The sequence below is a fragment of the Natronomonas salinimetallica genome, from assembly GCF_013839515.1.
In the GTDB taxonomy this organism is placed as follows: Archaea; Halobacteriota; Halobacteria; order Halobacteriales; family Haloarculaceae; genus Natronomonas.
The window spans coordinates 11,919-25,805 of the sequence record NZ_JACDNQ010000022.1 but is presented as its reverse complement, the minus strand read 5'-3'; the positions used below and the strand labels follow the sequence as shown (position 1 = coordinate 25,805).

Sequence of the window (13,887 nt, the reverse complement as noted above, 5' to 3'; positions counted from 1 at the left end):
CGATTCACGCGAGAGGAAACCTCGGCATCGTCGGGCGTAGCCCGACTGCTTGAGGGAGCTTCGCTCCCTCTCCGTTCACGCCGAGGAGGATGTCATTCCCCGCCGGTCCGGAGGTGATAGAAAACGTAGGTCTGAGTGTAGCCCGCGTACGCGTCGCCGAACCGCGATCGGATCGCCCTGGACGTCTCGGCGTAGCGTCCCCGCTCACACTCCGGATAATGGTCCTCGATCGCACTCCGGATCCACGTGTCCAGCGGCACCGCCTCCAGGTAGCCGAGCGAGAACAAGAGGACACAGTCCGCGACCTTCTCGCCGACGCCGACGAAGCGGGTCAACGACTCGCGGGCCTCCTCGTATCCGAGTCCGACGGCGTCGTTCGGGTGGGCCTCCCCCTCGGCGACCAGTTCCGCGGTACGTTGGACGTAGGGCGCACGGTATCCCAAGGAGAGATCGCGGAGTTCGACTTCCGTCGCCGCGGCCAACGCCGACGGCGTCGGAAACGCGTGGTACGTCTCCCCGTCGAAGTCGACCGTCTCGCCGTACGTCTCCGAGAGGGCGGTCTGCATGGCGTGAATTCGGGCGACCCGCATCTGCGCCGAGCAAATAAACGAGATCAGACAGCCGAACGGCGGATCCCGGACCAGTCTCATCCCGCGGTGGGCGTCGTAGGCCCGATCGACGAGCGGATCCGCGGGCGTCGAGTCGGCGATCGCCTCGAGGTCGTCGTCGAGGCGCAACAGGTGCTCGAGCCGGTCGTAGGCGTTCGGCGTCGATGATTTCCACTCGAGGCGTCCGTCGGTCTGGCGGACGCGAAGCACTTCTGGGTCGTTCGTCTCGGTCGCCGTCCCCGGAAGTACCGTGTAGTACCACGGCGATCCGTCGGTCGCGCCCTCGTAGGCCCGGCCGTCGTCGCGCCGCCACAGATACGATTGGCCGCTTTCGAGTGTCGTCGTCAGATCGAACCCGCCAGGGAGGGTCCCGATCGAGCGGCTACCGGTCTCCATACGCACGAAACGCGCCGCTGTGTGTTCGGCCTTTCGGGACGGGGACCGCCTCGCCTTTGGGACGGGGACCGCCTCGCCTTTCGATGTCCTGGGGGGAGTGCGAAGGTTCTTGTCACAGGGGGCGAAACACGTTAACATGGACTGCCGAGTTGTCGTCGAAGCCGCGGTCCCGGTATACGACGTCGAGACAGCCGACGAGGCGGTTCGAATCGCGATCTCGAAGACCGGTGAGATGTTGAACCCCGACCTCAACTACGTCGAAATCGACATGGGGACCAAGAACTGTCCGGCCTGCGGTGAGTCACGAGATCCGGCGTTCATCGCGGCCGACGAGGGACTCGTCGCCCTCGAACTCGAGATGACCGTCTTCAACGTCGAGCACGACGAACACGCCGCCCGAATCGCCCGCAAGGAGATCGGGCAGCGTCTCGAAAATATTCCGCTGGAGGTCCTCGAGATCGAGGTAATAGAGGGCGGAGACGGAGACGGAGACGGAGACGGAGACAGAGACGGAGACGGAGACGGAGACGGAGACGGAGACGGGGACAGAGCAGAGGACGGTACGGACTCGCCGTCCGGGGCCGACTCGGACGCCGACGCCGATCGGACGACCGACGAGGACGGTGACGTGTTGCCGGAGTTTGAGGAGCTACTCGACGAATAACGGCGCTCTGTGGGACGCCCCCGAGACACGGCAGTGGCTATCGGTTCGGGTGTATCGGGACGGTATAGGTACGTGTCGGCTCTGTTCAGTCGGCGGCAGCCGAGACGGCCGGCTCCGTCTCGCGCTCCATCTCCTCTGTGATGCCGTCGGCGAGAGCAAAAACAGCCGCCTTGTGGTCGGTTTTCGATTTGTGGATCGATGTCGGTCGGACGCCTAATTCGGTGTACTCGGTGTGTTCTACGTCACACTCGGCCATCTGCTCGTAGTGGTTACATACCTCTGCAAGCAGGCCGTGGAGATGAATGAGCTCCTGCTTCTTCATGGTCGTCTCTTCGTAACGACTCGGGGCATATAGTAGTATCCTGATACAAGTTAACACGTTTTTATGGGCGGTATACGCCTTGCTTCGGCCGTTGTGAGGGACGCTCCCCGAATCTACTGAGATCTACGTCCGTCTCAATAGTCCCGCGGTCGACCACGCATCGGCCACGGGGGGCTGAAAGCTTTTTTGTCCGAGTATCCAAGGGCCGGTATGGGATACGAGGATCACCTCGACCGCGCGCTCGAGACGACGCCGGACATCGAGGCCACGAGCGATCGGCTCTCGCTTCCGGACCCCGAAGTGCGCCAAGAGGGAACGGCCACGGTTTATGAGAACTTCCAGGCGACACTCGACGTCCTCGACCGCGACTCCGACCACGTCATGAAACACCTCCAAGACGAGCTCGGGACGAGCGCACACATCGACGAACGGGGTCGGCTCAGACTTACCGGCGAGTTCCGGGCCGACCGCATCCGGGACGCGATGGACGAGTACGTCGAGGGATACGTCCGCTGTCCGGAGTGTGGGCTCCCGGATACGCGGATCGAGACGGAACACGGCGCGGAGATACTCCGGTGTACGGCCTGCGGTGCGCGTTCGCCGACCGGACGGTGACGCTGCGGTGCGCGTTCGTCGACCGGACGGTGCGGGGGCGGCGTCAGTCGTCGTCATCGCGGCGCTTTGCGGGCTTGTCGGCCGGGACGTACGTCCGACCGACCCGGCCGCCGCCGACCCACTCGCGGATGGAAAGCTGCCGTTCGACCCCGTCCTCGCGGGCGGATTCGAGGCGTCGTTCGGTCGTCTGGAAGTAGTTGACGACGGTCACGAGTACCACGCCGCCGATGGTGTTGCCGAGAAACACCGGGAGGACGAACGAGACGAGTCCCGAGAGAAGTGCCGCCTCGCCCAGATAAAACAGGTACATCAGTTCGGTAAACGAGACGACGACGTGGAAGAGGTCCGCAAGCGGGATCATGAGGAAGGCGATATAGACGAGAAAGAACCGCGAGATGGTATCGCGGGCGGCGAAGTCCAGCCAGACGACGCCGGCGACGATCAGTCCGGCGAAGCCGGCCTTGAAAAAGAGGTCCCAGAATCCGGTTTCGATCCCCTTTCGGGAGATATCGATCGCCGTGGCGGCCACTTCGGGGGAGAACACGCCCGTATACGCGAGGATCAACGCGCCGAAGGCCCCGCCGGCGAAGTTCCCGACGGCGACGACGGCCCAGGTGCGTATCAGCGTCGGGAAACTCGCGAGGCGCTCTAAGACGAGCGCGACCGGCGGAAGCGTGTTCTCCGTGTAGAGTTGGTAGCCGCCCAGGATGATGTATATGAAGCCGATCGGATACAGCATGGCCGCGATCACCGGGCTGTCCGATTTGGCAGTCATAGACGAGTAGATCAAAAACGTGAGCGTGATGGCGAACCCCCCCGCGAGCGCGCTGAAAAACAGCTCCCGGGTCCCGGTGTCGATTTCCTCGTCGGCGGCGACGATGATGCGCTGAAACACCTCGTCGGTCTCGAACCGATCGCGGACGACTTCCCCGACGGCCGGCGCACCACTTCTGGAGCGCTCGACCGCCTCCCTGACGGATTCCTCACCCGATGGCACCTCTTCGTCGTCCATTGAACAGTATCCACTTCAGCACAGACGATAAAAATACCTCCCATCCACACCGGCGGACCGCGCGGTATTTCACGGAGGGCACAGTGGGTTCTGTATGGCTCTGGAAACACTCGTCGTAGCCGTCGGGCCGAACGACGACGCCAGAACCGAGGAACTGACGGAGGCGGTCCTCGACGTCGCGGCACCGACGGGTGCGAACGTCGTCTTCCTCCACGTATTCAGCGAACAGGCCTACCAGGCGGGGATCGAGGAGGCCGGGTTCGATCCCGACGACCCGCCGTCACCGGACGAACTCGCCTCGCGGCTCGAAGCGATCGACTCGATGGCGGCCGAGCTCGGAGAGGCAGACGTCCCCTACGGGATCGAAGGACGGATCGGCGACGAGGCGGACGCGATTCTGGAAGCGGCGACGGACGTCGACGCCGACGTCCTGTACGTCTCGGGGCGGAAGCGCTCTCCGACCGGAAAGGCGGTGTTCGGGAGTACGGTCCACCGGCTCTTGATGGATTCGCCCTGCCCGGTTCTCTTCGTCAGGGAGGGGCTCCACGGGGACTGGGACGGGAGCTGATACGGCGAGCTACCGGCCCAACTCCTCGTGGGCGCTCGCGAGATGGTTCGACGCCAACGCGCCGAGCAACGAGAGTTCGCCCGCCAGCGCCGCGGTCGCGATGACCTCCGCGAGCGCGTCGGCGTTCGAACCGGCGGGATCGCCGCCGCCACGGACCCCGACGACGCCGAGCGCCTCGCGCTGTGTCGGCAGTTTCGTCCCCCCGCCGACGGTCCCGACTTCGAGCGAAGCGATCGTGAGGCTCGCATAGAGGTCGCCATCGCGGACGTCGGCGGTCGTGATCGCGTTCGAGCCTTCGACGACCTGGGCGATGTCCTGGCCGGTCGCGAGAAACGCGGCGGCGACGGTGTTGGCCGCGTGGGCGTTGAACCCCAACGATCCCGCCTTCGCCGACCCGATCAGGTTCTTTCTGGTGTTCGCCTCGCGTATGGCCTCGGGTGTGGTTCCGAAGTAGTCCTCGACCACGGCCCGGGGGATCGAAACGTCCGCCGCGACGGTCCGGCCGCGTCCCTCGATGCTGTTTATCGCGGCCGGTTTCTTGTCGCTACAGAGGTTCCCCGACAGGGCGACGAGTTCGGCCGGCGTCCGGGCCTCGACGACCTCACAGGCCGCCTCGGTCGCGATCGTTGCCATGTTCATCCCCATGGCGTCTTTCGTATCGTAGACGAACCGAAGGAAGACGCTGTCACCGACGACGTACGGCGTCACGTCACGCAACCGTCCGTGGCTCGTCGTCGATTCGGCGGCCGACGCGAGACGATCGACGTTCTCTCGGACCCACGCCGCGGTTTCGCTCGCCGCGGCGACGTCCTCGACCCGGAACACCGGGGCACGCGTCATACCGTTTTTCAACACGCGGGCGGTCGCGCCGTCGGCCGCCCGGATCGCCGCACAGCCGCGGTTGACGGAGGCGACGAGCGCGCCCTCGGTGGTCGCAAGCGGTAGGTAGGGTTCGGCCTCGATCGCCCCGCCGTCGAGGGCGATCGGGCCGACGACACCCATCGGCACTTGCGCCGCCCCGAGCATGTTCTCGATGTTGGGTTCGGCGTCGGCCGCCCCGAAGGCGTAGGCCCCGATCGTTTCGAGATCGCTCCCAGCGTCCTCCGCGAGGAGTCGCCGCCGGGCCTCGGCCGCGTCGTCGGGGTCGCCGTGCGCTTCGAGTTCGTGAAGCCGGAGGTCGCCGTCCCTGACGGCGGCGAGGAGTTCGTCGGTATCCATACCGGCGGATCGGCTGCCGGCGACTAAGGGTTTCCGTCCGGAAGACGGGAGACGGTTCGGAAACGAGAGACGGTTCGGAAACGAGAGACGGTTCGGAAACGAGAGACGGTTCGGAAACGAGAGACGGCTCGGAGGACGAGCGCCGGGGCGTGATAGACGGCCAGGGGCGGGAGAGGGACATACAACATAGAGGATGTCCTCGATCAGGGGATTTGAAGATAAAATTTTATCAACATAGGCTTCTGTTTGGTATAGTGTCGAAGGAAAGTGATAAAATGACTAAAATGAAGACCATTGACCTAGAGACTGAGCTCAGTCTCTTCAAATACGATGCCTTAGAGCAACTTCCTCAAATGTACCGGGAGTTGCGTAAAAAAGAGCGGGATGAACGGATTGCGGCGGCGAAAGACGACCTGGGTGACGACGTTATCGTTCTCGGACACAACTACCAGCGCCGCGAAATCGTCGAGCACGCCGACTTTGTCGGGGACTCATATCAACTCTCGAAGCGGGCGGCGGCCGCCGATGCCGAGTACGTGGTCTTCGCTGGCGTGACGTTCATGGCCGAATCCGCCGACGTCATCACCGGCGACGAGCAGACGGTCATTCTCCCGTCAATGGAGGCTTCCTGTCCGATGGCTGGTATGGCCGAGGCACTACAGGTCGATGCGGCGTGGGCGAAACTCACCGCTGCCGCCGAGGACGACGCAGAGATCGTTCCGATCACGTATATGAACAGCTACGCCGATCTCAAGGCGTTCTGTGCAGAACAGGGCGGACTCGTGTGTACGTCCTCGAACGCCCACCGCGCCTTCGAGTACGCCTTCGACCGCGGCGATACGGTGTTGTTTTTGCCCGATAAACACCTCGGCGAGAACACCGCCCACCGCCTCGGGATGGCCGATTCGACCGCCGAGTGGGATCCCTGGGACCCTACGTCCAAGGACGCAACGGCGATCGCCGACGCCGACATCATCCTCTGGGACGGATACTGTCAAGTACACGATCGGTTCACGGCGACCCACGTCGAGAGCGTCCGTGACGAGCACGATGGCGCTCGTGTTGTCGTCCACCCCGAGTGTCGCCGAGAGGTCGTTGAGGCCGCAGACAGGGTCGGTTCGACCGCAACGATCCGCGAGACGGTCGCCGAGGCCGACCCCGGCGAGACGTGGGTGATCGGCACCGAGGTTCACCTCGCAAAGCACCTCCAGCGGTGGCATCCCGAGGTGGACGTCGTCCCGTTGTGCGGTGACGCCTGTATGGACTGCAACGCGATGCGCCAGATCGACCCGAACTACCTGACGTGGGTGCTTGAGGAACTCGCCGAGGGACGCGAGCGCAACGTCATCGAGGTCCCACGCCGCGAAAAAGAACTGGCGGGCGTGGCGCTCGAGCGAATGCTGGAGGTGTGAGATGGCGGCACGCGAAACAGACGTCCTCGTGATTGGAAGCGGCATTGCCGGGTGTGCAGCGGCGCTGGCCGGTGTCCGAGCCAGTGCCGACGTAACCCTCCTGACGAAAGCTGAACGGCCCGAAGGATCGAGTTCGTACTGGGCACAGGGCGGGATCGCCGTCGCCCGCGGTGATCCCGATGCGTTCGCGGCGGACGTCCTCGAAGCCAGCGACGGCTCGGCCGACCCCGATGCGGTTGAGACACTCGTCGGCGCGGCGGACTCGGTTGTCTCGGACGTACTCGTCGATACTGTCGGGGTCGAGTTCGACGGCGGATCCGACCCCGAGTACGGCCGCGAGGCCGCACACAACGAGAGCCGGATCCTCCACATCGACGCCTCGACCGGCAAGCATATCCTTATCCCGTTTTTGACCCACCTCGACGGACTCGGCCGCGTCGACATCGTTGAGGACGCCGCCGCGCTGGATCTCCTCACCGCCGAGGGACGGGTTCACGGCGCGGTCGTCGAGCGGAGTGGCGAGATCGAGTCCTGCTTCGCCGGCAGCACCGTGCTCGCGACCGGTGGCATCGGTGCCTGCTATCGCCGAACGACGAACCCGGCGACCGCCACCGGCGACGGGATCGCAATGGCGGCGCTGGCCGGGGCCGAAACCGCCGATATGGAGTACGTTCAGTTTCATCCGACGGCGTTTGCGGACGGTGGAACGGGCGGAAAGCCGGGGACGTTCCTCCTCAGCGAAGCGGTCCGCGGTGACGGCGCGCTGTTGCGGAACGGCGACGGGGAGCGGTTCATGCCCGAGTACCACGCCGACGCCGAACTCGCCCCCCGCGACGTCGTCGCGAGGGCGGTTCGAGCCGAACGGGACCGAACCGGCGATGTCCGCCTCGACGTCTCCTCGCCGGCCGCGAGACGGCGGTCCAAAGCACTCCGATCCGACGGATCGCCGCTCCGGTTCGAGGAATCGTTCCCCACCCTTGCGGCGGAGTGTCGCAGCCGAGGAGTCGATCCGGCCGAGGGCATCCCGGTCGCGCCCGCGGAGCACTTCGTCTGCGGCGGGATCGACGTCGACGACGAAGGGCGAACCTCCCTCGATGGACTCTTTGCCGTCGGCGAGTGTGCGCGGACCGGTGTCCACGGTGCGAACCGACTCGCCTCGACGAGCCTCCTTGAGGCCCTCGTGTGGGGGACGAAAGCGGGAGCAGCGGCCGCCGACCGGGATCCGATACGGATCGAGAGTCCCCGACTTCGCGACACCGACCCCGGACTTCCGGAGGGGTTCGCAGCCGGGAAGTTCCTCCGGCTGCGTCGGGTGATGGACGAGTACGTCGGCATCGAGCGCTCGCCAGCTGAACTCGATCGAGCAGTCGGGAGGCTCCGACGATTGAAGGGCGAAATCGACGCATACACCCGTACCCGGACCAGCCGATCGCTGTACGAACTCCGGAACGCGTGTGTGGCTGCGCTACTCGTGACCCGCGCGGCCCGCGACAACGGGGAATCACGTGGATGTCATTACCTCACGCCGGAGGCGAGCGCCGATGCGGATTGAACGGTCCCGGATAGAGCGGTGGTTACGGGAGGATCTCGGCTGTCACGACATAACGAACGACGTCCCGGGCGAGACGAACGGCCGGCTCATCACGACGACGGCGGGCGTCATCGCCGGCCTCGACGCCGCCACGGAGCTGTTCAACCATCTCGGGTGTTCAGTCGATTTGCGGCGTTCCAGCGGCGAGCGCGTCGAGGCAGGTGAGACGCTCTTTCGTGTTTCGGGCCCGGCTTCGGCGGTCCTCCGCGGTGAGCGCGTGGCGCTCAATGTCGCCGGGCACGCCTCGGGCATCGCGACGCGGACCCGGACGGCAGTCGATGCGGCCCATCGGGTGTCCGACTCGGTCACCGTCGCCGGCACGCGGAAGACGACCCCCGGACTCCGAGGGATCGAAAAGCGCGCCATCGCGGCCGGCGGGGGCGACACCCACCGGCTCGACTGCTCGCACATGGTGATGATAAAGGACAACCACATCGCGGTGTTGGGCGTCGAACGGGCGGTCGAACGGTTCCGCGAACGGTCCTCGTTCGCGACCAGCGTCGAGGTCGAGGCCGAAACAACTGAGGTGGCCGTCGCGGCCGCCGACGCTGGTGCCGACGTCGTCCTCCTGGACAACATGACACCGGCCGAAACCGAGGCTGCCGTCGAGGCCCTCCCGGAGGGCGTCCTCACAGAAGCCAGCGGTGGTATCACGGTCGAGGACGTCCCCTCGTACGCCGAGACCGGCGTCGACGTCGTCTCTCTCGGGTCGATCACACACAGTGCCCCCGCGTTGGATCTCTCCTTCAGGATCGACGGCTGACCGTCCGGCGTCCCGCTCAGCGCAGATCGAACTTCTCGGCGGCGGTCTGCATGTCCTTGTCGCCGCGGCCACAGAGGTTGATGAGGATGGTGTCGTGGCGGTCCTCCTCGGCGAGTTTGATCGCCAGCGCGATCGCGTGGCTCGGTTCGAGAGCGGGGATGATCCCTTCGGCCTCGCTTAGCTCTCTGAACGCGGCCAGCGCCTCCTCGTCGGTGATCCCGTGGTATTCGGCCCGCCCGAGCGACTGGAGGGCGGCGTGTTCGGGGCCGACGGCGGGATAGTCGAGGCCGGCGCTCACGGAGTGGTTGGTCGTCTCCTCGTCGATGACCTTCGTTTTCATGCCCTGGAAGATCTGTGGATTCTCCTGTTTGCTGGCCGACAGCGGCGCGGAGTGTTCGCCCGAATCGAGGCCCTTTCCGGCGGGTTCGGCCCCGTAGAGGGCGACGTCCTCGTCGTCGACGAAGCCGCTAAAGAGCCCGATTGCGTTCGAACCGCCGCCGACGCAGGCGACGCAGGCGTCCGGGAGGTCGCCGTGCAGTTCGAGGATCTGTTCGCGCGCTTCACGCCCGATGACCGACTGGAATTCCCGGACCATCCGCGGGAAGGGGTCGGGGCCGACCGCGCTCCCGACGAGATAGTGCGTGTCCTCGAAGTTCTCGGCGTAGTCCTCCAAGGCGGCGTCGACCGCCTCCGCGAGACCGGCGTTCCCGCGGGTCACCGGCTCGACTTCGGCACCCATAAGACGCATCCGGAAGACGTTCATCTCCTGGCGGTCGACGTCTTTCGTCCCCATATACACCGTCACGGGCAGATCGAGCAGCGCGCCGACCATCGCCGTGGCGGTGCCGTGTTGGCCCGCCCCGGTCTCGGCGATCAGCCGTTCCTTGCCGGCGCGTTTCGCCAGCAGACCCTGTCCGAGGGTATTGTTGAGCTTGTGGGCCCCGCCGTGCAACAGGTCCTCGTGTTTGAAATAGACGTCCGCGTCGTAGCGCTCGCTTAGGGTTTCGGCGTAAAACACCGGCGTCGGCCGCCCGCCGAAGTGTTCGAGCAGCCCGTCGAGCTCCTCGCGGAACGCCTCCGAGTCGATCTCCGAATCGAACGTCTCGGCCAGTTCCTCGAGCGGAGCCTCCAGCGGTTCGGGGACGTATCGTCCGCCGAACCCGTCGAATTCGCCCTCGTCGTCGCCGTCGGTGGACATACCTTCCGTAGCCGTGGCGGTGACTTAAATCACCCTAACAGCGATGAACGCACCGCGTACGCGTCGAATATACGACCGCCACGCACCACCACACTACTATACGACCGCCACGCACCACCACACTACTATACGACCGCCACGTACTCCCACACTACTATACGACCGCCACGCACCACCACACTATTTTTTCCGCATAGATTCCGTATATTCGGCAATGACCGACGATACGCCAGTGGGTGGACAGGAGGTGATCTCGGCTTCGGAGTTACAAACAGTCTTTGACTCGATCCACGACGCGATCATCATCCACGACAGGGAGGGGAACGTCGTCGAGGCCAACCAGGCGGCCACGGACATGTACGGCTACTCGCGGGCGGAACTACGGAACGAGGAGGTCGTCACACCCAGCTCGGGGAATCCCCCATACACCCAAGAAAACGCACGGAAACGCATAGAACGCGCCGTGGAGGGTGAAAATCAAACGTTCGAGTGGCAGGGACGAGACAGCGACGGGAACGTCTTCTGGGAGGAGGTGAGCCTCGCTCGGACGGCGGTCGGCGGCGAGGTCCGCGTCATCGCCATCATCCGGGATATCGACGACCGGAAGGAAGCCGAACGCCGCTTTGAAACGCTCATCGACAACCTCCCGGGCATCGTCTATCGGTGCCGAACCGGCCCCGGCTGGCCGATGATCTTCGTCGGCGGACAGAGCGAGGAACTGACCGGCTACAGGACCGAAACCATCGAGTCCGGGGACGTCAGTTGGGGCGACGACCTCGTCCATCCCGACGACCGAGAGCGTATTCGGGAAGCGGTCGAGTCAGCCGCCGCTGCGGACGAACCCTTCGAGTTTACCTACCGGATCCGGGCGGCCGACGGTGAGACCCGATGGGTCTGGGAGCGCGGACAGCACGTCGACGTCCCCCGACGGCCGATGGCGGTCCTCGAGGGTTTTATCACCGACGTCACCGAGCGAAAGCGCTACGAGCAACAGCTAAAGGAACAACGGGACAGCCTCGGGGTACTCAACCAGGTCGTCCGTCACGACATCCGAAACGACATGACCGTCGCCCGCGGGCGGGCGAACCTACTCGAAGCACACGTCGAAGAGGAGGGACACGCGGACCTCGAAGCAATACAGGAAGCGACCGAGAACGCCATCGAGTTGACGAAAACGGCCCGGGACCTCTCGAGGACCATGCTCAGTACGGAAGCGGACGTCGGACCCGTCCGGCTCGATCGGCACCTCCGAGCGTCGATCGAGGACGTCAGATCGAAGTTCGATGGCGCGGTCGTCTCGGTCGACGATCCGATCCCCGACGTCCGAGTTCGCGGCAACGACCTTCTGGAGGCGGTTTTCAGGAACCTCATCCAGAACGGGATCGTCCACAACGACAAAGAGGTCCCCGAAGTCCGCGTCTCGGTGATGCACACCGACGGGGAGGTTACGGTCACGATCGAGGACAACGGTCCCGGGATCCCCGACAATCGAAAGGAGGTGATCTTCGGGAAGGGAGAAAAAGGCCTCGACAGCCCAGGGGCGGGCATCGGGCTGTATCTCGTCAGAACCCTCGTCGATCAGTACGGCGGGGACGTCCGGGTCGAAGACGCCGATCCGGACGGAGCAGTGTTCGTCGTCTCCCTGATCGCCGAGTGAGGACGTCCGACCCCACGATCGACCGTGCCCACGGGCTGAGAGCCGTCAGTGTCTCCAGCGTATTGAACCGTCGCCGGTATTTTTACCCCGCGACCCCTACTGTAGAACATGGTCCCCACCCGTCGAGGCTTCTGCGTACTGTGTGTGTCCGCATCGCTCGCGGGCTGCAGTGGCGTCCCCGAGACGGATCGCGGGGACGGCGAGGACGGCGACGTCGACGGCGAGACGCCGACCGAAACGCCCACACCGACCGAGACGGAGACGCCAGCGGACGGCCCCGACGCGACGGAAACCGAACGCGAACCCGACGAGCCGGCGGACGAGACGCCGACCGAACCGGAGCTACGGGAGCGCGAATCGGAGCTCCCGGAGCTGGTCCGGGAGTCGATCGCGTCGTCGCGCGAGCGGATCGGCGCGGCCGTCGATATCTACGTGACGTCGGCCGATGGCGACGCCGACTCGGAACCGAACGTCGCGTCGGTGTCGCTTCTGGCCGAACCGGACCGCATCGACGCCCACCGGGAGCTCTCGGCCGCGAACGACCGGCTCTCCGGGGCGACCTCCCGCGCCGACCGACAGGGGATCGACGACGATCCGTTCCGGCGGCTCACCGAGTTGCTCGGGGCGGAGATCGGGACGCTGCGGAGCGAGATCAGCACCCACGAGACGCTCGCACGGGGCTACCGGACGGCCGAATCCGTCGTCGACCTGGCCGATCAGCGGGCCTATCGGCTCGCCGAATCTGACCACGAGGCGTTGGGCGACTACCGGAACGAGACGGCCGATACGATCGAAAAAGCGAAGACGGCCGCGGAGCCGATCGCGGCGGCCACCGACACCGAACGTGCGGCCCTCGAAGCCGACGGGCACCTCGATTTGCTCGACCGCCTCGAAGACGGATCGACGACGCTCGGGACGTATCACGACGCCCTCGAATCGGTCCCGTCGGCGTTTTCGGACGTCGACGACGCGAACGGCTCCCTCGGCAACGACGACGAGGAGGCGTTCACCCTCGCCACCCTCGCCGCCGAGGACTTAGCGGAGACCGAGTCGGCGCTCGTGGCGTCGGACCCACCGACGAGCGTCGAGTCCCTCAAATCGTCCCTCTTGGAGACGGTTCGGGCGAAACTCGAAACCGCCCGGGAGATCCGCGAGGCGGCCAGAGAAAACGTCTGACCCCGTCGTCGGACACACACCACGTACGGTCGGCCGTGCCACGGCAGCCGTCCTACGCTCCGACCAGAACATTCAACGTCCCGTTGAAACAAACGCTGGGTATGATCCCGCTGGAAAACGCACCGGGCACGACGCCGCTGGAAAACACACCGGGTGTGATCCGGCGGATACTGCTCGGGTGTACGCTGGTCGCGTTGGTCGCGACCGGCGGGAGCCTGTATTTCAGCGAAATCGCGGGCTATATCCCCTGCGAACTGTGTTGGTATCAACGGATCCTGATGTACCCTCTCGTGGTCGTTCTCGGAGTGGCCGCATACGAAGCCCGTCGCGGGGTCTGGAGGACCGGCCTGGCGCTTTCGGTCCCCGGTGTGGGGATCGCGGCGTATCACAGTTACCTTCAGGTCTCGCCCGGCGCGGCTTCGGCGTGTACTGTCGGCGGCTGCGGCAGTACGCTCTGGACCGGCCTCGGCGTGTTCACGATCCCGCGGCTCTCGCTTTTGGCGTTTCTGTTGATCACGGTCGGATTGGGCGTCGTCGCCGGTCTCCGTCCGTGAGGCCCCCGTTGTTTCGACCGCTCCGGGGTGGATCGGCCGTGAGTGATACCTGCGGTCCGAGCGGTTCGTAATGCCGTGGCTCCCGGGGAGTCCGGTGGTCACAGCCGAGTTAGTTCACTCGGCTGGAAAATGG

General features: G+C 65.2%; 13 protein-coding genes and 1 pseudogene. 9 read left to right on the top strand and 5 right to left on the bottom strand.

Annotated features, from left to right (window positions below; all coding sequences use genetic code 11):
- Positions 1–92 precede the first annotated feature (92 nt).
- Positions 93–1,004: a DNA-3-methyladenine glycosylase family protein gene (locus tag HZR14_RS13835; protein ID WP_181693465.1), complete on the bottom strand. Its 912-nt coding sequence runs from the start codon at positions 1,002–1,004 to the stop codon at positions 93–95.
- Between the two features lie 136 nt (positions 1,005–1,140).
- On the opposite strand from HZR14_RS13835, the gene HZR14_RS13830 reads away from it, so the two are divergent.
- A complete protein-coding gene (locus tag HZR14_RS13830; RefSeq protein ID WP_181693464.1) occupies positions 1,141–1,668 on the top strand; it encodes a DUF555 domain-containing protein in 528 nt (175 codons plus the stop codon).
- An 85-nt stretch (positions 1,669–1,753) separates the two neighbouring features.
- Here the strand turns inward: HZR14_RS13830 and HZR14_RS13825 are convergent, their stop codons facing one another.
- Positions 1,754–1,990: a UPF0058 family protein gene (locus HZR14_RS13825; RefSeq protein WP_181693463.1), complete on the bottom strand. Its 237-nt coding sequence runs from the start codon at positions 1,988–1,990 to the stop codon at positions 1,754–1,756.
- A gap of 210 nt (positions 1,991–2,200) precedes the next feature.
- Here HZR14_RS13825 and HZR14_RS13820 point away from each other — a divergent pair, with 210 nt between their 5' ends.
- On the top strand, positions 2,201–2,605 hold the full coding sequence (locus HZR14_RS13820; protein WP_181693462.1) for a translation initiation factor IF-2 subunit beta: 405 nt from the start codon (positions 2,201–2,203) through the stop codon (positions 2,603–2,605).
- 61 nt (positions 2,606–2,666) lie between these two features.
- On the opposite strand, the pseudogene HZR14_RS13815 reads toward HZR14_RS13820, so the two are convergent.
- Positions 2,667–3,617, bottom strand: a pseudogene (locus HZR14_RS13815) (formate/nitrite transporter family protein); the annotation flags it as partial.
- Between the two features lie 94 nt (positions 3,618–3,711).
- Here HZR14_RS13815 and HZR14_RS13810 point away from each other — a divergent pair.
- Complete coding sequence (locus tag HZR14_RS13810; protein WP_181693460.1) at positions 3,712–4,185, top strand: universal stress protein; 474 nt, start codon at positions 3,712–3,714, stop codon at positions 4,183–4,185.
- A 9-nt stretch (positions 4,186–4,194) separates the two neighbouring features.
- Here HZR14_RS13810 and hmgA read toward each other — a convergent pair whose 3' ends face one another.
- Entirely contained in the window at positions 4,195–5,403 is a 1,209-nt protein-coding gene (gene hmgA, locus HZR14_RS13805) for a hydroxymethylglutaryl-CoA reductase (NADPH) (protein WP_181693459.1), read from the bottom strand.
- Between the two features lie 275 nt (positions 5,404–5,678).
- On the opposite strand from hmgA, the gene nadA reads away from it, so the two are divergent.
- From nadA to nadC, 3 genes are read left to right on the top strand one after another with little or no spacing between them, the layout of a single operon-like run.
- Positions 5,679–6,815 (top strand): quinolinate synthase NadA, encoded by a 1,137-nt coding sequence (nadA, locus tag HZR14_RS13800; RefSeq protein ID WP_181693458.1) that lies wholly within the window; start codon positions 5,679–5,681, stop codon positions 6,813–6,815.
- Position 6,816: 1 nt separating this feature from the next.
- Positions 6,817–8,367 (top strand): L-aspartate oxidase, encoded by a 1,551-nt coding sequence (locus tag HZR14_RS13795; protein WP_181693457.1) that lies wholly within the window; start codon positions 6,817–6,819, stop codon positions 8,365–8,367.
- Positions 8,357–9,169, top strand: a complete 813-nt coding sequence (gene nadC, locus HZR14_RS13790; protein ID WP_181693456.1) for a carboxylating nicotinate-nucleotide diphosphorylase — start codon at positions 8,357–8,359, stop codon at positions 9,167–9,169. Before HZR14_RS13795 ends, nadC begins: the two co-directional genes overlap by 11 nt.
- Before the next feature lie 16 nt (positions 9,170–9,185).
- On the opposite strand, the gene trpB is transcribed toward nadC, so the two are convergent.
- Positions 9,186–10,367: a tryptophan synthase subunit beta gene (gene trpB / locus HZR14_RS13785; protein WP_181693455.1), complete on the bottom strand. Its 1,182-nt coding sequence runs from the start codon at positions 10,365–10,367 to the stop codon at positions 9,186–9,188.
- A gap of 214 nt (positions 10,368–10,581) precedes the next feature.
- Here trpB and HZR14_RS13780 point away from each other — a divergent pair, with 214 nt between their 5' ends.
- The 3 genes from HZR14_RS13780 (at position 10,582) to HZR14_RS13770 (ending at position 13,754) form a co-directional block, all read left to right on the top strand.
- Positions 10,582–12,024, top strand: coding sequence for a PAS domain S-box protein (locus HZR14_RS13780; RefSeq protein ID WP_181693454.1), 1,443 nt, complete (start codon positions 10,582–10,584; stop codon positions 12,022–12,024).
- Positions 12,025–12,132: 108 nt separating this feature from the next.
- Entirely contained in the window at positions 12,133–13,200 is a 1,068-nt protein-coding gene (locus HZR14_RS13775) for a hypothetical protein (protein ID WP_181693453.1), read from the top strand.
- A gap of 101 nt (positions 13,201–13,301) precedes the next feature.
- Entirely contained in the window at positions 13,302–13,754 is a 453-nt protein-coding gene (locus HZR14_RS13770; RefSeq protein ID WP_181693452.1) for a disulfide bond formation protein B, read from the top strand.
- Positions 13,755–13,887: the final 133 nt, after the last annotated feature.

What these genes read in the sequence shown, in the direction of transcription:
- nadA (WP_181693458.1), top strand. Translation starts at nt 5,679, where the DNA reads ATGACTAAAATGAAGACCATTGACCTAGAGACTGAGCTCAGTCTCTTC.
- trpB (WP_181693455.1), bottom strand. Translation starts at nt 10,367, where the DNA reads ATGTCCACCGACGGCGACGACGAGGGCGAATTCGACGGGTTCGGCGGA.
- HZR14_RS13775 (WP_181693453.1), top strand. Translation starts at nt 12,133, where the DNA reads ATGGTCCCCACCCGTCGAGGCTTCTGCGTACTGTGTGTGTCCGCATCG.
- HZR14_RS13825 (WP_181693463.1), bottom strand. Translation starts at nt 1,990, where the DNA reads ATGAAGAAGCAGGAGCTCATTCATCTCCACGGCCTGCTTGCAGAGGTA.
- HZR14_RS13795 (WP_181693457.1), top strand. Translation starts at nt 6,817, where the DNA reads ATGGCGGCACGCGAAACAGACGTCCTCGTGATTGGAAGCGGCATTGCC.
- HZR14_RS13810 (WP_181693460.1), top strand. Translation starts at nt 3,712, where the DNA reads ATGGCTCTGGAAACACTCGTCGTAGCCGTCGGGCCGAACGACGACGCC.
- HZR14_RS13835 (WP_181693465.1), bottom strand. Translation starts at nt 1,004, where the DNA reads ATGGAGACCGGTAGCCGCTCGATCGGGACCCTCCCTGGCGGGTTCGAT.
- HZR14_RS13830 (WP_181693464.1), top strand. Translation starts at nt 1,141, where the DNA reads ATGGACTGCCGAGTTGTCGTCGAAGCCGCGGTCCCGGTATACGACGTC.
- nadC (WP_181693456.1), top strand. Translation starts at nt 8,357, where the DNA reads ATGCGGATTGAACGGTCCCGGATAGAGCGGTGGTTACGGGAGGATCTC.
- hmgA (WP_181693459.1), bottom strand. Translation starts at nt 5,403, where the DNA reads ATGGATACCGACGAACTCCTCGCCGCCGTCAGGGACGGCGACCTCCGG.
- HZR14_RS13780 (WP_181693454.1), top strand. Translation starts at nt 10,582, where the DNA reads ATGACCGACGATACGCCAGTGGGTGGACAGGAGGTGATCTCGGCTTCG.
- HZR14_RS13820 (WP_181693462.1), top strand. Translation starts at nt 2,201, where the DNA reads ATGGGATACGAGGATCACCTCGACCGCGCGCTCGAGACGACGCCGGAC.
- HZR14_RS13770 (WP_181693452.1), top strand. Translation starts at nt 13,302, where the DNA reads ATGATCCCGCTGGAAAACGCACCGGGCACGACGCCGCTGGAAAACACA.